At 28.6% G+C, this 17,256-nt stretch carries 19 protein-coding genes; 9 read left to right on the forward strand and 10 right to left on the reverse strand.

The genetic code is table 11. From position 1 onward, the window contains the following. Positions 1-202 precede the first annotated feature (202 nt). The 3 genes from M2325_RS02450 to fen all read right to left on the reverse strand — a co-directional run bounded on the left by M2325_RS02450 (position 203) and on the right by fen (position 3,501). Positions 203-1,267: an NOG1 family protein gene (locus tag M2325_RS02450; protein ID WP_209590551.1), complete on the reverse strand. Its 1,065-nt coding sequence runs from the start codon at positions 1,265-1,267 to the stop codon at positions 203-205. A gap of 251 nt (positions 1,268-1,518) precedes the next feature. Continuing rightward, the gene (locus M2325_RS02455; RefSeq protein ID WP_209590552.1) at positions 1,519-2,373 is read right to left on the reverse strand and encodes a hypothetical protein; all 855 of its coding nucleotides are present in this window, start codon (positions 2,371-2,373) and stop codon (positions 1,519-1,521) included. 144 nt (positions 2,374-2,517) lie between these two features. Next, the gene (fen, locus tag M2325_RS02460; protein WP_209590553.1) at positions 2,518-3,501 is read right to left on the reverse strand and encodes a flap endonuclease-1; all 984 of its coding nucleotides are present in this window, start codon (positions 3,499-3,501) and stop codon (positions 2,518-2,520) included. 296 nt (positions 3,502-3,797) lie between these two features. Between fen and galU the strand changes: the two genes are divergently transcribed. Beyond that, a complete protein-coding gene (gene galU, locus M2325_RS02465) occupies positions 3,798-4,661 on the forward strand; it encodes a UTP--glucose-1-phosphate uridylyltransferase GalU (protein WP_209590554.1) in 864 nt (287 codons plus the stop codon). Between the two features lie 623 nt (positions 4,662-5,284). Here the strand turns inward: galU and M2325_RS02470 are convergent. From M2325_RS02470 to M2325_RS02495, 6 genes are all read right to left on the reverse strand, one after another. Further along, entirely contained in the window at positions 5,285-5,788 is a 504-nt protein-coding gene (locus tag M2325_RS02470; protein ID WP_209631553.1) for an FAD synthase family protein, read from the reverse strand. 144 nt (positions 5,789-5,932) lie between these two features. Next, positions 5,933-6,694, reverse strand: coding sequence for a coenzyme F420-0:L-glutamate ligase (locus M2325_RS02475; protein ID WP_209590556.1), 762 nt, complete (start codon positions 6,692-6,694; stop codon positions 5,933-5,935). Positions 6,695-6,763: 69 nt separating this feature from the next. Then, positions 6,764-7,546, reverse strand: coding sequence for an adenosylcobinamide-GDP ribazoletransferase (gene cobS, locus M2325_RS02480; RefSeq protein ID WP_209590557.1), 783 nt, complete (start codon positions 7,544-7,546; stop codon positions 6,764-6,766). Between the two features lie 209 nt (positions 7,547-7,755). Next, a complete protein-coding gene (locus tag M2325_RS02485; protein WP_209590558.1) occupies positions 7,756-8,181 on the reverse strand; it encodes an ACT domain-containing protein in 426 nt (141 codons plus the stop codon). A 170-nt stretch (positions 8,182-8,351) separates the two neighbouring features. After that, the gene (locus M2325_RS02490; RefSeq protein WP_209590559.1) at positions 8,352-9,653 is read right to left on the reverse strand and encodes a phenylacetate--CoA ligase family protein; all 1,302 of its coding nucleotides are present in this window, start codon (positions 9,651-9,653) and stop codon (positions 8,352-8,354) included. 197 nt (positions 9,654-9,850) lie between these two features. Then, the gene (locus M2325_RS02495) at positions 9,851-10,123 is read right to left on the reverse strand and encodes an ACT domain-containing protein (protein ID WP_209590560.1); all 273 of its coding nucleotides are present in this window, start codon (positions 10,121-10,123) and stop codon (positions 9,851-9,853) included. A gap of 445 nt (positions 10,124-10,568) precedes the next feature. Between M2325_RS02495 and purC the strand changes: the two genes are divergently transcribed. Beyond that, the gene (gene purC, locus M2325_RS02500) at positions 10,569-11,303 is read left to right on the forward strand and encodes a phosphoribosylaminoimidazolesuccinocarboxamide synthase (protein ID WP_209590561.1); all 735 of its coding nucleotides are present in this window, start codon (positions 10,569-10,571) and stop codon (positions 11,301-11,303) included. Between the two features lie 107 nt (positions 11,304-11,410). After that, the gene (purS, locus tag M2325_RS02505; RefSeq protein ID WP_209590562.1) at positions 11,411-11,659 is read left to right on the forward strand and encodes a phosphoribosylformylglycinamidine synthase subunit PurS; all 249 of its coding nucleotides are present in this window, start codon (positions 11,411-11,413) and stop codon (positions 11,657-11,659) included. Positions 11,660-11,715: 56 nt separating this feature from the next. Here the strand turns inward: purS and M2325_RS02510 are convergent, their stop codons facing one another. Next, complete coding sequence (locus M2325_RS02510; protein WP_209590563.1) at positions 11,716-12,159, reverse strand: DUF1890 domain-containing protein; 444 nt, start codon at positions 12,157-12,159, stop codon at positions 11,716-11,718. 421 nt (positions 12,160-12,580) lie between these two features. On the opposite strand from M2325_RS02510, the gene M2325_RS02515 reads away from it, so the two are divergent. The 6 genes from M2325_RS02515 to fwdD all read left to right on the forward strand — a co-directional run bounded on the left by M2325_RS02515 (position 12,581) and on the right by fwdD (position 17,131). Beyond that, complete coding sequence (locus M2325_RS02515; RefSeq protein ID WP_209590564.1) at positions 12,581-12,865, forward strand: energy-converting hydrogenase B subunit P; 285 nt, start codon at positions 12,581-12,583, stop codon at positions 12,863-12,865. Between the two features lie 145 nt (positions 12,866-13,010). Continuing rightward, a complete protein-coding gene (locus M2325_RS02520; protein ID WP_209631551.1) occupies positions 13,011-13,685 on the forward strand; it encodes a TIGR02253 family HAD-type hydrolase in 675 nt (224 codons plus the stop codon). Positions 13,686-14,066: 381 nt separating this feature from the next. Next, positions 14,067-14,552, forward strand: coding sequence for a 4Fe-4S dicluster domain-containing protein (locus M2325_RS02525; RefSeq protein WP_209590566.1), 486 nt, complete (start codon positions 14,067-14,069; stop codon positions 14,550-14,552). 490 nt (positions 14,553-15,042) lie between these two features. Next, positions 15,043-16,098 (forward strand): tungsten-dependent formylmethanofuran dehydrogenase subunit FwdF, encoded by a 1,056-nt coding sequence (gene fwdF, locus M2325_RS02530; RefSeq protein WP_209590567.1) that lies wholly within the window; start codon positions 15,043-15,045, stop codon positions 16,096-16,098. A 125-nt stretch (positions 16,099-16,223) separates the two neighbouring features. Continuing rightward, on the forward strand, positions 16,224-16,469 hold the full coding sequence (locus M2325_RS02535; RefSeq protein ID WP_013180263.1) for a 4Fe-4S binding protein: 246 nt from the start codon (positions 16,224-16,226) through the stop codon (positions 16,467-16,469). 275 nt (positions 16,470-16,744) lie between these two features. Then, on the forward strand, positions 16,745-17,131 hold the full coding sequence (fwdD, locus tag M2325_RS02540) for a tungsten-dependent formylmethanofuran dehydrogenase subunit FwdD (RefSeq protein ID WP_209631550.1): 387 nt from the start codon (positions 16,745-16,747) through the stop codon (positions 17,129-17,131). Positions 17,132-17,256 lie beyond the last annotated feature (125 nt).

Below are 17,256 nucleotides of genomic sequence, written 5' to 3' on the forward strand. Positions count from 1 at the left end.
GTTAATTTTCTTAATTTAATTATTTTATATTCTAGTAAAATATTTTCTTACAATATAATTTTCATATAATATATATTATATTTTTACGCTATATATTAATGTTATACAATTAGAGAATATTGAAAAATAAAATAATAATAAAATAATAGTAAAATAATAATATAATATGGTATAAAAAATAAAAAAGAAAATAAAATAAATTTTATTGCTCTATTAATTCAGATAATCCTATTTTATCAATTGTTTCAAGAATTTCGAATTTTAAGGATTCTATACCTTCTTTACTAATAGATGAAACCTTAACAACGTTAAAATCTTCTAATTCTTTTTCCATATCTTCAATTCTTGCGATTTTGTCTTCATCCATATCCACATTTTCTAAATCAGATTTTGTCATAGCAACAATAACTGGAACGCTAAAGGTCTTTTCTACTTCCTTAAGTAAGCTCATCTGTGCGTCAACTGTAAAACCACAATGTTCAGTAGGGTCTATAACGTAAATTAAAGCGTCAGACAAGTAGTTTATCGCAATAACTGCGTGAAGCTCAATATCGTTTCTTTCATAGATAGGTCTATCCAAAACACCTGGTGTATCAACAACTTGAATTCCTTCTTCGGTATATCCGATGTTTAAACCTTTCGTAGTAAATGGATAAGTGTTTACTTCTGGTTCTGCACCTGTAAGGGTTCTTAATAATGTAGATTTACCTACATTAGGGTATCCTGCAATAACTATTGAAGGTAAGTCCTTAACTGTTGGTATATTCTTTAATTTGTTTTGCGCAACACCTAAAAATGCTAAATTAGGGTAAATCTGCTTAATAATTGAAGAAACTCTACCTACAAACTGTTTTCTGTAGAATGAAGCATCCTGAGGAGATTTAGCTTTTTTAGCTCTTCTTGAATATTGTATGCCCAATCTTCTGATTATATCTGAAGCCCATTGAATTGCAGCAAGTGATTTTTTAAATTCGTCACTTCCAACCATAATTTCCAATATTTCCCTATAAAATGGCTGTAAATTGTCAACTGATGGCGTTTTTTCAACAATTTTTATTAAATTATCTGATAAAACTGACGAAATAACCCTAATTTTGTTATCTTCTATAATTCTTGATTTGGGGGTGCTTAATCCTCTAGTTGTAGTCCTTAATTCCCCAGCTAATTTTTCAGCTCGCAAGTATGCTTTGTCCATTAATTCATCAGGATATAATATGGACGGCATTTCTTTGAACGGGTTTGCTTCTACTCTTCTTTTTCTTGCCATAGTTCTCACCATTTCCTACACTAAGTTATAATCTTGGTTATTGATTAGTGCCGTGTTTATATAAAATATGCCAACGTTTCTTAGCATATTATTGTAACTTGTAATTAGATAATAATCGTTTAACTATATATATCTTATTTAAAACCAAAAGTTAAACAATTAAATATGGTTAAAAATGAATAAAAATATTAAAAAATATTAAAAAAATAAAATAGGAGATAAATAAATGTATTTAGTCAAATACTATAATTTTATAATTTAATCTCAAATTCTTCTAAATCTTCTAATTTTATTTTATTTTCTGTTATTTTAGTAGGTATATTATATATCTTTTTAGGTTCTGACGGTTTTCCTTTAAGTCCCAATATTACAATATCCGTTTCTGGCTTTTCTTCGTAAATAGAAACTAAGTCATTTACAGGGTATGAATCTTGGTATACTGCATAGACTGATTTATCAAACAAGTACAATGCACCATTTTTCTCAATAAGTCCATTTGATTTTAAATATTCTACGAATTTTTTATAATCTAAATTATCAAATTTGATAGCTTCTTTATTTTCAGTATTTTCTACATCAATGTCCTTATCTGCATCTAATCTATTATTGTCGTCATTGTTATCTACATTTGATATGTTAATTTCAATGCTATCGTCAGTTTCAAATTTTTCAATTTTTATGGGGGTAACTGTATCTTTTTCAGTATTTTTATTATTGGTATTATTACTACCGTTAAATTCTTCAAAACTTACGTATTCGTCCATATTTTCATTTTCATCGATTTTGGCACTTTTTGAATTTCCAAAAGGATTTAAAAATCTTTTAAGATTAAGTGAATTTATAAAGTCTTTAAATTCTCCAAAAAATGAATTGGAGCTTTTTGAATTATTAAATTCTTCTTCGCTTTCGTAAATTTTAATTTTCTTAGTCTTAAGTTTTCTATCTACCTTGGTAAGTTTTTTATAAATCCATTTTATTGTGAAATATCCGAATAATACGAAAATTCCTGCTATAATAAACGGAATTAATAAAAGTAACCCTATCCAAAAGATTATTTTTAAAAATAATGGTACTGAAGAAGATTTTCCATTTATATATACTGGCATATTAACACCTTTTAGTGTCATTCTTTTAAATTAATTTATCATTTTTTTATTTATTTTAGTATTATTTTATTATAAATCGATTATATGAAATATATTGAATTACCTATATTAAACTATCTATATATGATATACACGGCTTAAAATTTAAAACCAACTGTCTATACTACTCTGTGATAATTTATTTTTAATCAATCCGTCCAATTTTTCAGACGATGATTTAACCCTATCTTCTGAAAAATCATTTTCTTCAACCAAAAATTTAAAAATTCCTTCTAAATTCGGTCTTTTTAATTTTAAATCGCCTTTTTTGTATTCTGAAAGTTCTGGTTTATCAAATATTTTTCTAATTTCCGAATAGTTTTCTATTTCAGGTACATATTTTTCCATCTGGTTAGTTTTAACAATCTCAAGAGCTTTTTTAGGTCCTAATCCCTTAACTCCTTTTGGATTGTAGTCCGTACCTATTAAAATAGACATATCAATCAATTGACTACGATTAACGCCTAATTCTTCTAAAACTTCACTTAATTCTATATATTCTAATTCTTTGGAGCCAGAGCTAGTCATATTTTTTATTACTTTGTCCGCACCATATAGTAAAGAGTCATAATCTTGACTAACAACTGCAAAAGCATCTCCATTTTTCACTATTTCTGCACATTGAGCTTCTCCTTCAGAACCAGACGTTAAATGAGGTACTCCCATTAAATCCAAAAGTCTTTTGCAATTTAAAATCATATTTGTATCCAAATAATTCATTCTCTTTGCAAATTTTTGCATTTTTTCAGTGTCTTCCTCTTTTTTTGCAACAAGGTATTCACTAAGTGCTTTTTGTCTCGTTTTACGTCTTTCTTCTCGGGTAACTTCTTTTAATTCGTGAGCCTGACCGTCAAAAACCCATATCGGTGTTAAACCCATTTCAAGCATATTGATGGTTTTATAGAATATACCATTATAAGCAGAAGTTACTTCCCCGCTACTATTTTTCAAAGGTGTCCCATCTCGCAACCTTATACTTGATAAAAATTGATAAATTACATTCATGGCATCAATTGCAATTTTTTTATTGTTAAGCTCTTTTTTTGAAATTGATTTTTTTGAAATTATTTCGTTAAGCTGTACTCCCATAATAACACCAAATATTTAATCATTTTAATTATTTTAATTATTTTAATTATTTTAATTATTTAAATCATATTTTTCTATTTTCCGTTATTTTATAAATTTATATTGCACTACTTTATATATTAATTTTAAATTATATATTAATATATAATAAATAATCTATATTAGTGTAAATAACACATATGTCAAATAACTATGGATATACCTATGAAATATAGGAAAATTTATACAAGAATCTAGATAAAAATCTAGATAAAAATCTAGATAAGACATATAAAGCGACGAGAAAGAGGGAAAAAATGGTTAAAAAAGCAATAATTCCGGCAGCAGGTTTTGGTACAAGATTATTACCAATTACAAAGGCTCAACCTAAAGAAATGCTCCCCGTACTGGGTAAACCCATAATTCAATATGTAATCGAGGATTTAGCAGAAGCGGGTATCTCAGATGTTATGATTGTTACCGGAAAAGGAAAATATGCAATCGAAAACCATTTTGATAAGAATTTCGAACTTGAAGAACGTTTGAAGAAAGATGCAAAATGTGACGCTTTAAAGGCAATAAGTGATATTAACAATTTAGCAACAATATACTACACAAGACAAGGGAAACAACTAGGTTTAGGGCACGCAATTGGTTGCGGTAGTGAGTTTGTAGGTGACGAGTACTCTATTTTAATGGTGGGGGATACAATATACTCCAAAAATGTTGCAAAGGAATTAATGAACGCACATGAAAAATACGGTTGCTCAGTAATTGCACTTGAACGAGTACCAATGGAAGACGTTTCAAAATATGGGGTCATAGCAGGCGAACAAATCGAAGAGGGTATTTACAATATTCACGATTTGGTGGAAAAACCGCCTGTTTCTGAGGCTCCTTCAAACTTAATTATCACCGGAGCTTATTTATTGTCTCCAAAGATATTTGAGCATATTAAAAATACAGAACCAGGGCGCGGAAACGAAATTCAGCTAACAGACGCGATGAAAACATTATTAAACGAAGAAAAAATCATAGGAATCGAGTTAAATTACAAAAGATATGATATTGGAGATATAAAAGGTTGGTTAGAAGCTAATGTAGAATTAGGACTTGAAAACATTCCTGGATTTAAGGAATACTTAAAATCGTTGTGTGAAGAAGGAATTAATAAAAAATAACATATAATATTTAACTCTTTTTTTAATATTTTATTTTATTTTATTTTATTTTATTTCTTATTTCTTATTTTAAATTTTAGATTTAAATATATAAATATATAACTTTTAAATTTTTAAAACTTTTTAGAGATATATTGTTTAATCTTTTTAAAATAGCATATTTAGTCCATTAAATCAATAAAAAGATGTGCTCAGTCGTCCCCGTTGTCTTCATCGAGCTTAGCTCTCCGCGAAGTCGGCACTCATCATTGCACACAATTTCATTGTAAATATAAAACTTGTCTAAATTATTATTAATGTCATTATCATATTTAAAGAGTTGTATGATATACACTTACTAATAGATGAATGTAACTATTAGTAGATATTTAATTGTCCCGAAATAGTAATAAATATAAATATCGTTTGGATTTATGTGACGATAAGTAATTATCCTAATTATATAGGATATTAGTATATTTATATGATTTATATCTATTTATTATTCATATGGAATTTACATTATGTCAATCAGCCCGATTAATTATATTTACCTTATTATATAAATTAGTTTTTATTATGATTTATCGTCGAGCTTATTTAGTTAAATAATAATCAATATATTTAATTACAGTTTCAATTGATTATTTTAATTCAATTTCCTTGTTGCACCATCTTTTGACAATTTCCTTTAGTATGTCATAAGAGCTATGGAAAGGGCATTCTACATATTCTTCAACTTTGATTATTTCAGTTTCAAAGCCCCTTTCTAAAAGTTGGCTTTTCAATTCTTCAAGCTGATATGTGGTTTGGTCAGGACCTAATACAATTATATCGGGTTTTATATTTAATATAGGTTCTAATTTATCTGTTAAGCTACCCAATATAGCTTTGTCAACTGGTTTAAGTGTTTCTATCATCATTTTTCGTTGTTCTTCAGGAATAACCGGTTTTCTTCCTTTGATACGTTTAACGGTTTCATCTCTAGCAATTACAACGACTAATTCATCAGCGTGTTTTTTGGCAAAGTCAAGTGTGTTAAAGTGTCCTGGATGCAGTAAATCAAAAGTACCTGCAGTTAGTGCAACTTTTTTCTTGGCATTTCCGTTATTATTTTTTAATTTGGGGTTATTTTCGTTTTTTGACATATTAATCACGATAATCGATAAAATTATAATTTAATTTATAACATACTAATATCTTCAATAATATATAAACTATATATTTTAAATTTACCAACTACAAATATAAAATAAAAGAAATAATTATTTAGGTATATATTTACCAATAACTTATCTAAATACGTCAAATTCTTTTTTTCTAATTAAATCTTTACCAGTACCTTTTTGTAATGGAATAGGTGCATTTTTAATAATAACTACAGGTATTCCTTCATTGGATTGCCCCATAACAACAGAAGCAGCCGCAGCTAGTTCGTCAGCAATTCCTACTTCAGTAGTTTTTAACTCACGACCAAATAAGTCTTTTTCACCTTTCCTATCCCATAAGGCGCAAACACCACTTACACCAATTGCAACACCGCAAGAACCGTTTCTAAATGGTCTACCCATGCTATCGTTAATAATAACGCCAACATCTACATCCTTTAACTCTTTAATTCTTTCCATTATCTTTTCAGCGCTAAGGTCTGGGTTTTGAGGGAGTGGCTTAACTAAGTCTTTAGAATTACTCTCATCTACACCACTATTTGCACAAACGAATCCGTGTTTCGTTTCTGTTATTATAAACTTATCCCCTAATTTTACAACTTCATTCGCTTCATTCAATATTATCTGAACTACTTCAGGGTCTTTTTCAAGTTTTTTGGCAATTTCTTTTGCTATTTCAGACACTACAACGTCTTTTTTGTTTACAACATTGTTTTCAGACTTTGCAACAACCGTTTCAGCAATTACAATTATATCATTATTTTCTAAAGGATATTCTGCGATAATTTCTGCTAAATCTTCGCCACCTTTAATCAAGGGGATTTCTAAACCTATTAATTCCATTTTTCTTTTTTCAACTACGCCATTTTCGATTATTTTTGACATACTACCACTAAGATAATTTTTTAATTAATATTTTATTATATTATTTTATTATTAATTATTAATTACTAATTATATATTAAGTATACCATATTTTACAGCAGGGGCTAAAGCTATAATTAAAACTAAAAGTAAAGCTCTACCCATTTCCGCAGAAGCTCCCAATATATCGCCTGTAACACATCCGAGTGTTTTGTTTGATTTCCAAGCAAAGTACATTCCAAAGAATGCAGAGATTGTGGCAAGCATTATGGCTATTTTAAATACGCCTAACAAGTAACCAATCAATAAAGGAGTCAATATTCCAATTAATAAGAACATTTCGTTAGATTTCTTAACCAAATACCGTCCAGTACCTTCTGTAGCAGGAATACCACAAGTAGCACAAGCTAATAATACAAGTCTCGAGCAAGTTTCTACAAGTATGATGTATTTCATAAACTCAAAAATTGAAACGCTACCATATAAATGTGCTAGTGCAAACACTGATGCAAATTCGATAAATAATAAAAACATTATCCCGCCAATACCAATGTTTACATCTTTCATTACTTCTAATTTTTTCCTTTTATTGCCCATTACCATCCAAGCGTCCCCGTAATCGCCTAATCCGTCAACGTGGTGGAATCCTTGCATATATAAAAGTGTGCAAAGTACTATACTACCTACGAGTAAAGGAGCAGAAAATTCGATACTATAAAGTCCATAAGCTATTAAAGCTCCAAAAAGCCCTATTAATGTACCGATAAGAGGCATAAACCAGAAATATTTGGCCATGTCTTCAAAACCGCACGTTACATTTGCTACAGGTATTTTTGTCATAAATGCAATTAGTGCTTTGATTTCTTGTAACATTATTATCACGCATAATTATTATAATCAATATATATAATTTAATAAACTGTAAGTTGAAATAATTATTTTATATCATATTTAATACTATATCAATATAAACTATATACATATGATTATTACAGTTAATTTTATTGATTATATTAAACTTAAAAAATAAAAATAAGATAATAAAAATAAGATAATAAAAAAATAAAGAGACTAATTTTCAATTAGATTTTTTTCAACTTATCGGCACTTACAACTTCTATTCCTTTGTTAGTAAGTACTTCAATACATTTTTCGTTGTTTTCAGTTCTTAAAACAGCTAAAGCTTTGTCGTTTAATGCAAAAGCATACATGTACTCAATGCTAATTTCTTCTTCAGAAAGATACTTAGAAGCTTTTGAAAAAGAACCAACTTCATTAGGTATGCAGATACATACAATATCTGTTAAACCAACTGAAAATAAATTGTCTTTGAGTGCTTTTAAGGCCTTTTCAGGGTCTGAAACTACCATTCTTAATATTCCGTACTCTGTAGTATCTGCAACGCTTAAAGCTACGATATTAATATTTTCCTTTTCTAAAATTTCCATAACTTCGTATAATCTACCGGATTTATTTTCTAAAAATACAGACAATTGTTTAGCAATCATAAAACTCACCATTAAGTAATTATTTAATATTTTATTCGTATAATTTAATATATTTTGCTATTTAATTATATTTTTACCTAATTTTATTTTATATTTTTTAGTATATGCAATATTCGATTTATATCCTATAAAAAATAAGAAATAATAATTAATTATCAATACTTAGCTATTTATTGAATAATTCTTTTATCGACTACTCTTTTTGATTTTCCTTCGGTTCTACCTAATGTTTTAGGTTCTACCAATTTTACATTTGCATTAATTCCAATTACGTCAACAATTGCTTTTTTAATTCTTTTATTTAATTTTTCAAGTTCCTTAATTTTATCTGAGAAGAATACAGGGTCAACTTCAACGAGTACGCTTAAAACGTCCAAATTGTTGATTCTATCCACTTCAAGCATGTAATGAGGTAAAACTTCGTTAATTTTAAGTAAAGCACTCTCAATTTGGGATGGGAATACATTAACACCCCTAATAATGAGCATATCATCACTTCTACCAGTACATTTATTCATCCTTACTAAGGTTCTACCACATTCACATTTTTCATAATTAAGACTCGTTAAGTCTCTAGTTCTGTATCTTAAGAGTGGTAAGCCTTCTTTTGTAACTGTGGTAAATACTAATTCACCCTTTTGACCTTCGGGTAATTGTTCAAGTGTATTTGGGTCAATAATTTCTGGTATGAAGTGGTCTTCATTTATGTGTAAACCAGCTTTAGCTTCACATTCACAAGCCACACCAGGGCCCATAATTTCGCTTAAACCGTATATATCGTATGCTTTAATACCAAAGCTTTCTTCAATATTTTCACGCATAGCTTCAGTCCAAGGTTCAGCTCCAAAAATACCTACTTTTAAATTTAAGCTTTTAGGGTCAACACCACGTTCTTGCATAGCTTCAGCTAAATAAAGAGCGTAAGACGGAGTACAAGCAATTACGCTCGTTTTAAAGTCTTGCATTAATTGTATCTGTTTTTCTGTGTTTCCACCAGATATCGGTACAACGGTAGCTCCAAGCCTTTCACCACCATAATGTAAACCTAAACCGCCCGTAAAGAGACCGTATCCGTATGCAATTTGTATGAAATCATCTTTAGACACGCCTGCAAAGTTTAATGTTCTTGCGACAATCTCTGACCAGGTAGTAATATCCTTACGGGTATATCCAACTACTGTAGGTTTACCAGTGGTACCCGAGGATGCGTGAACTCTCACTATATCTTGCATAGGACTCGCAAATATCCCGAATGGGTAGTTATCTCTTAAATCCTGTTTTGTAGTGAATGGTAATTTTACTATATCGTCGATACCTTCAATATCTTCAGGATATACGCCCAACTCTTGCATCTTATTTCTGTAAAATGGTACGTTGTAGTAAACACGATTAACAGTTTCACAAAGTCTTTTACTTTGTAGTTCTCGCATTTCTTCCCTATCTCTACATTCAATGGTTTTGTTCCATATCATAAAATCGCCCAGTTTTATTTGATTATTGATTAAATTAATTTTTATTTATCATATTTTATCATATTATATATAATTTATATTAATATGTAGAGGTTATTAAAAATTGAAAAATAAAAATAAACTAAAAATAAACTAAAAATAAACTAAAATATAAAATAATAATATAAAAAATACTTAAAAATGAGAAAAAAAGTTATTTAAAGTCTGTGCATGTATTTGAAGATATTTTCGTGTTGAATGGTAATTTTAACGTTAATTTCAGCACCTAATTTCTCCAATTCTTCTTTAAGTTCTGGCAATTGTTTGTTTGAGTTTTCAATATCAATCATCATAATCATGGTAAATAAATCTTGCATAATAGTTTGTTTTATATCCACAATGTTTGAGTTACTATCTGCAATAATTTTTGTAATTCCTGCAACAATCCCTGGTTTATCCAATCCAATAACGGTTATAACAACGTTTTCCATAATAACACCTTAATGCCTTTTAATTATTCTAAGTTTAATGATTTAAAATCAATAGTATGATTATATAATCTAAGTACATTTTAACTAATAATTCATAATATATAAATTTATATCTTAACGCCCAACTTGCCCAACTGCCTTTAAATAAACCTGATGGTTTATAGCTCGCCAACATACGTTGTCGATGGGCGGTCGGCAGTAACAAATTTATTATTAAAAATGCCAATATTAGTAAGCATTTCTAATCTCGAGTAGCTATTTATATCTATCCTTAATTAGGTTTAAATATTAAAAATGGATACCATATTATAACTTACAATTAAATAATCAAATTATAATACATACCACACTACAATTAAAATAATTATACTAAAAATACAAATTACAATTATAATCATAAAAATAACAATAATTAAAATAATAATTAAAATATGCTGGTGAAAAAATGACATCTTACGATTTAGAGCAAATAAAATCAAAACAACCATTATACACAGGAAAAGCTAAATCCATTTATGAAATTGACAACGAAACCGTTTTAGTTGAATTTAGGGACGACATAACCGCAGGAAATGGTGCAAAACACGATGTAAAAAGCGGAAAAGGATATTTAAACGCTTTAATTTCAGCAGAATTATTCAGAGTACTCGAAAAAGCAGGAATTCCAACACATTTTATCGAATACATTGAGCCTACAACTACAATCGCTAAAAACGTTAAAATTGTACCTATCGAAGTAATCGTTAGAAACATAACCGCAGGTAGTTTATGCAGGAGATACCCATTCGAAGAAGGAAAAGAGTTGAAAACCCCTATAGTTCAATTTGACTACAAAAATGACGAATACGGCGACCCTATGTTAAACTACGATATCGCTTTAGCTCTCGAAATTGCTACACTCGAGCAATTGGATGAGATTAAAGAAATCGGTTTAAAAGTAAATGACGTTTTAGTTAAATACTTTGATAACATTGGTATTAAATTAGTAGATTACAAAATTGAAATCGGTCTTACAAACGATGGTAAATTAATTGTGGCTGATGAAATAAGCCCTGATACGATGAGATTATGGGACAAAGAAACAAACGACGTAATGGATAAAGACGTATTTAGAAAAGATTTAGGAAATGTTCTCGAAAAATACGAAGTAGTTGCTAAAAGAATGGGATTATTAGAATAATATACTAATATTTAGAATAAATACCCTATAATTTGATATAATTTCGTAAAAAGAAAAGAAAAGAAAAACGAAAAAAAGAAAAAATACTACTAATAAAAGGTGATACTTTGTATAAAGCTGAAATTACTGTTAAATTAAAAAAAGGAGTTTTAAACCCTGAAGGACAAACAATATTAAAAGCATTAAACTTTTTAGGTTTTAACGAAGTAAGCGACGTTAAATCATTTAAAAGTATTGAATTAGAGTTTGAAGCAGAAAATGAAGAAAAAGCAATGGAAAGATTAACTGAAATGTGCAATAAATTATTGGCAAATCCTGTAATCCATGATTACGAAATAAAATTGGAAAAAAACTAATTTAATAAATAAAAAATAAGTTAATAATTTATTATTTTATTTTTTATTTTTTATTATTAAAATTCTTTAAATATTCTTTTTAAAATAACGTTTATAGGTGTTGGATTATGGTAAGCACGTATAGACTTGTTTTCAATGCCATTTTCATCTAAAATTTGGGTTAATCCACCTAAATCTCCAGTACCGAATATTAATGCTGATGTTTCCTTGTTATAAACCATTTTATAGGTTACGATATAGTTAACACCTGCATCATTATGTGTTAGTCCAAATATATAATCTACGTCAAATTTATCCTTTAAACCATTATCAATAGGTTGAAAACCTACGTTTTTAAGATAATAATGTTCAGGGTCTGCAGATTCAATTAATTTTAATGCAGAGGGGTTTCCTGCAACATAAACTTGATGACCCTTGCTTTTTAGTAAATTTAATAAGAACATAAATGAGGGGATTAATAATGGAGGCTCCGGACAACCCAATAATATTAAAATATTCATAAATTCACCTTTTTAATAGTTTTAGTAACGCAAATAATAATAATAATAATAATAATAATAATATTATATTCCATATTTTAATAATTCTAATTTTTATTTTTCTTAAAATGAATTACCTAAATCTATAAATATTATATAAAAATATAAATTACCACTATATTAATGTTAGATAATATGGATAACAAGTTTATAATTATCCTATAATATTCTATAATATTCTATAATATTCTATAATATTTTATAGTATTCTATAGTATTCTATAGTATTTTATAATCATAGTTTATACTTATTATTATATTCTGTATTTTATATATTCATAAGTACATATTGTAATTAAATATTCTTAACTACATATCCCTAATTACTTAATTTAAAATTAAAAAATTAAAAAGACTTATTAATAGATTAGAAGGTGGAAAAATGCCTAAAATGGTATTATTGCCCAAATTAACAATGTCCTTAGGGGGCTACATTAGAGAAACAGTACAACCTTACGAAGAAGGTGAAGCTGAAGCTTTCCCTTATCAAAATGTTATAGTCGGAAACCCATTAGATGAGCCAGTTAAGATTGATGTACCGGCTTATGATGACGAATGGGTTGAAAGACATAAGGATTTAGGATTAATCGTAGTTCCAATTAGTACCGAAGATGACTTTGTTGGTATTTTTAAGATGGTACAAAATAAGGTTAAAACTACTCAATAATAAAAAGGAAATATAATTAAAAGATTAGAAATAAGAAATACTATAAATTAAAAAAAGAATAAATAAATAATAAAATAATAATAAAATAATAATAATAAAATAAATAAAAAAGAATCAAATCAAAATCTGATGCCTTGGTGAAAATGTGATAAAAGGTGTATTATTTGACCTTGACGACACGCTTTATAATTCTTCAGAATTCGCTCGAAGGGCACGGAAAGAAGCTTTAAAAGCAATGATGGACGCAGGATTACATAATTCAGAAGAAGAAGCTGAAAAAGTTCTTAATCGTATAATATTACAAAAAGGTTCTAATTATAGTATGCACTTCAATGACTTGGTAAAGGCTTTAAAAGGAGACCATGACCCAAAAATAATTGCTACAGGAATTATCACCTATCACAATGTTAAGTTTTCATTATTGCGACCATTTCCGGATACAATAAGTTCTTTAATTAAATTAAAGAGCAAGGGTTTAAAATTGGGCATATTAACTGATGGAGTCACCTTAAAACAATGGGAAAAATTGATAAGATTGTCAATTTGTCCATTTTTTGACGAAGTTATAACTTCAGAAGAATTCGGACTTGGAAAACCTTATCCTGAATTTTTCGAACACGGACTATCTAAAATGAATTTAAAACCTGAAGAAGTTGTTTATATTGGAGATAGGGAGGATAGAGACATAATACCTGCTAAATCTTTGGGTATGAAAACCGTTAGAATATACCAGGGTAAATACAGCGATATAAAAGAAACTAGTGCGAATTATTCAATAAATAGTCTTTCGGAACTACCTGATTTATTGGAGAATATGTAATTAAATCTATAACTTTAAAATTAATCTTAAATTATAACTTTTTTATATTAGGTTATTTATGTTAGGTTAACTCACACATGTTTAAAATTATATTTTTTTTATTAAGTTTACCAAAATTTTCATAGAATTTTATAATAAATTACTTGCAATTTTATTGAATGATGTAACCATTATGTATTAACATTATAATAAGCGTTAATCACTCTTAAATTTCATTAATACTCTTAAAATCTTTTTATTTTAAAAATTTTATTTTTAAGAACGCTTAAAAATAATGTTAGCCTACCTCATACTCATATATATAGTTTTCGACTTGAATTTAGAAGAATTATTTATATAGTGTACGGTACTATATGTATATGACTCACACGAGATGAAAGTATGCCAGAACATATATTGTCAGGGATTAAATCGATAGTAGCGCTAAATTTAAGAAAAGAAGGTAAATTACAACGTGAAATTGCCGACTATCTTGATATGGATCGCTCAATCGTTTCCCATTATTTGCATGGTAGGTATCCCTCCAAGAAAGTAATTGAAGTTTCTGAAAAGATTGTTAAATTACCAATGGAGTTAAGCATACCCATAATAAGTTCATTGAGTGATAATAAACAACTTACTAAGAAATTAATCAATTCTTTGTACAATATTGCTATTATCTACAAATCAAATGCTTGTATTGGTTGCGGAAAGTGTTTAGAGTGTCCTTATGACGCAGTAAGCACTAACGATAATATCGGTATTTCTATAGACCACGAAGCATGCGTTTTGTGTGGCGATTGTATTGATGAATGCCCTGTTTCAGCAATACGGTTCAAAAGTACGGGAGAACCAAAATTTGAGTTAATTTCCCAAGATTTTGAATAGTCATATAGTTCGTGATTGATTTGTTTTGAGATATAATTTATATGGATTATATCAATTATGGTAAATATGTTGTAAGATTGTAGATACCTAACTATTAATCGTAAAGATTAATATCTAAATAATTCATAAATATTATTATGAGATTATCATCTGAATTAAAATTAAATAATTTATATATACGTATATAAATTCATGGATATATCATAACTGTTGACCAATATTACTACGGTAAATTAATATATTTTTAAAATTTGCATTATTAATATTTTTTATGACATCAAATATTAATAAAATACCAATAAAATACCAATAAAATACCAATATCCGAATATCAATAAAATATCTTTATAATCATATAACCCACAAAATACAATTTTAATATTTTTATTATGATAAATTAGCTAAATACGTATAAACTATGTAAAATACCGTTAGTTAACAATTCGTAATACTTATTCGTTGTAGTTATACATATGGATGGAGGCATATAATGAAAAATGTTATTAAAGACCAAAATGACGGCGTCATCCAAATCAAAAGAGAGGGCGTTGAAAGCAGAATCTTAAAATGGGAAGATTGTGTTTGTGTTGGTTGCGGAATTTGTAGCGAAATTTGCCCAACAAAAGCTATAGATATGGGACCTTTAGGTGCTATCTTCAAAGGAGACATCGAAGCTGATAAATTAGATATCTCTGAAAAATGTGTATTATGTGGTATGTGTGCTTGTGCTTGTCCATTTGATGCAATGAACTTGTCAATCAACGGCAAATCAATTAAAGAAATGGAACAATACCCAAAAATAAAAAGAGACATCAAATTAAACCAAGACAAGTGTGTATTATGCGAACAATGTGAAATCGTATGTCCACAATGTGCTATCGAAGTTGAAAGAGAACTTCCTGAAAGAAAAACACTCGTTTTAGGTGAAATTAGCTTTAATGATAAGTGTGTATTATGTGGTATCTGCGCAGAATACTGTCCTGCAGACGCTATTAAATTAATACCAAACGATTTAAACTCAAAAACCTTAAAACCATACAAAGAAATCGTTGTAGATACTGACGCTTGTGTATACTGTAAAGTATGTGAAAAAGCTTGTCCACACAATGCTATCGAAGCAATCTGTTACAAGTGTCCATTAGCAAACAGAATCCCAAAACCAGAAATCTATAAAGAAATCAAAGGACAAACGAACATCGATAAAGATTTATGTGTAACTTGTGGATGGTGTGCTAACATCTGTCCAAAAGACGCTATCGAAGTTCAAAAGCCTTTCGAAGGAGAATTAATTGTTAACGAAAAAGCTTGTAACGCTTGTGGTGCATGTATATCAGTATGTCCATGTAACGCTTTAGTATTCCCTAAATCAGACAAGCAAGGAGAAATTCCTCCAAGAGTTGAAGTTAACCAAGATGTATGTGTATTATGTGGAGCTTGTACACACGCTTGTCCAGTAAGTGCATTGGATGTTAAGAGAACAAAAATAAACATGACTGATGCAAAAGCACCAGCTTGGGAAAAAGCATTCTCAAAATTAGTAAAATAATTTGATAAAATAAAGCTTTTAACTAACATGTTAAACTAATTTATTTGATTATTCAGATTTAAGAGAATAAACAAGTATGGGTAGTCATACACCCTAAAATATACGTAATACATAAAGGTGATTAAATGTACAGTCTTAAAGTGTACCCTGAAAGATGCCACGGTTGTGGAAACTGTGTTGTAGCTTGCCCTGTAAACGCACAAGACGCTGATGTATTCGGTGGCAAAGGTCCAAGTAGTGATGAAAAATTGATAATGAGAATTGAAAATGGGGTAGTAACCGTTTTAAAACCTGAATTATGCGGTGGTTGCGGTGCTTGTATTGAAGCTTGCCCTGTTGATGCAATAGAACTTGAAATTATTAAAAAATAAATAATTAACAATTAATCAATAACTAACTAAAATAAGTTAATAAAATAAAAATTTAATTTTTGAATTATAGCGGTGTAATTCATAAATTAATTATTAACATATTTCATAATCCTTAAAATATCAAAAATAAGTAAAACTAATTCAACTAAAACTTTATTAAATAAGATTTAAGCTTAAAATAATAATAATAATAATAATAATAATAATCCTAATAAAATACTAATCATAAAAAATTTGGTTAATGAGTAACGGATATTAGCCGAATAGGTGATGATATGAAATTCATGCTAAATACGGGTAGAACCATATGGCAAGGTGAAGCCATAGAAGCAGGCAAAAATTTGGAACTTTACAAAAATGCTGCGGCAGTTTGCTACATGAATGCTGGTGATATGCTAAAATTAGGTGTTAGAGACGGTGACACTATTGAAGTTACATCAGAATATGGTAACGTTGTAGTAAGTGTAATAACAACCAAAGAAGAAGCCCCTGCAGGAATGATATTTATACCAATGGGACCTTGGGCAAATAGAATTGTACTACCAGATACAGAAAGTACGGCAATGCCATCATACAAAGGACCTATTGCGGTAGATGTTGAAAAAACCGATAAAAAAGTTTTAATAATGACTGAATTGATGAGACAATCATACCTCGAATAAATTTTGATAATTAGTTAATAATTATTTGATAGTTATTCGATAATTAATTAATAATTAGTTAATAAGTAGTTAATAAAGTACAGTAGTTTCATTAAAAAGTTTCATTAAAAAGTAACATATCATTA

This window comes from Methanococcus voltae PS (assembly GCF_024807035.1).
Taxonomy (GTDB): domain Archaea; phylum AGJL01; class Methanococci; order Methanococcales; family Methanococcaceae; genus Methanococcus; species Methanococcus voltae.

What these genes read in the sequence shown, in the direction of transcription:
- M2325_RS02450 (WP_209590551.1), bottom strand. Translation starts at nt 1,267, where the DNA reads ATGGCAAGAAAAAGAAGAGTAGAAGCAAACCCGTTCAAAGAAATGCCG.
- M2325_RS02455 (WP_209590552.1), bottom strand. Translation starts at nt 2,373, where the DNA reads ATGCCAGTATATATAAATGGAAAATCTTCTTCAGTACCATTATTTTTA.
- fen (WP_209590553.1), bottom strand. Translation starts at nt 3,501, where the DNA reads ATGGGAGTACAGCTTAACGAAATAATTTCAAAAAAATCAATTTCAAAA.
- galU (WP_209590554.1), top strand. Translation starts at nt 3,798, where the DNA reads ATGGTTAAAAAAGCAATAATTCCGGCAGCAGGTTTTGGTACAAGATTA.
- M2325_RS02470 (WP_209631553.1), bottom strand. Translation starts at nt 5,788, where the DNA reads ATGTCAAAAAACGAAAATAACCCCAAATTAAAAAATAATAACGGAAAT.
- M2325_RS02475 (WP_209590556.1), bottom strand. Translation starts at nt 6,694, where the DNA reads ATGTCAAAAATAATCGAAAATGGCGTAGTTGAAAAAAGAAAAATGGAA.
- cobS (WP_209590557.1), bottom strand. Translation starts at nt 7,546, where the DNA reads ATGTTACAAGAAATCAAAGCACTAATTGCATTTATGACAAAAATACCT.
- M2325_RS02485 (WP_209590558.1), bottom strand. Translation starts at nt 8,181, where the DNA reads ATGATTGCTAAACAATTGTCTGTATTTTTAGAAAATAAATCCGGTAGA.
- M2325_RS02490 (WP_209590559.1), bottom strand. Translation starts at nt 9,653, where the DNA reads ATGATATGGAACAAAACCATTGAATGTAGAGATAGGGAAGAAATGCGA.
- M2325_RS02495 (WP_209590560.1), bottom strand. Translation starts at nt 10,123, where the DNA reads ATGGAAAACGTTGTTATAACCGTTATTGGATTGGATAAACCAGGGATT.
- purC (WP_209590561.1), top strand. Translation starts at nt 10,569, where the DNA reads ATGACATCTTACGATTTAGAGCAAATAAAATCAAAACAACCATTATAC.
- M2325_RS02510 (WP_209590563.1), bottom strand. Translation starts at nt 12,159, where the DNA reads ATGAATATTTTAATATTATTGGGTTGTCCGGAGCCTCCATTATTAATC.
- M2325_RS02515 (WP_209590564.1), top strand. Translation starts at nt 12,581, where the DNA reads ATGCCTAAAATGGTATTATTGCCCAAATTAACAATGTCCTTAGGGGGC.
- M2325_RS02525 (WP_209590566.1), top strand. Translation starts at nt 14,067, where the DNA reads ATGCCAGAACATATATTGTCAGGGATTAAATCGATAGTAGCGCTAAAT.
- fwdF (WP_209590567.1), top strand. Translation starts at nt 15,043, where the DNA reads ATGAAAAATGTTATTAAAGACCAAAATGACGGCGTCATCCAAATCAAA.
- M2325_RS02535 (WP_013180263.1), top strand. Translation starts at nt 16,224, where the DNA reads ATGTACAGTCTTAAAGTGTACCCTGAAAGATGCCACGGTTGTGGAAAC.
- fwdD (WP_209631550.1), top strand. Translation starts at nt 16,745, where the DNA reads ATGAAATTCATGCTAAATACGGGTAGAACCATATGGCAAGGTGAAGCC.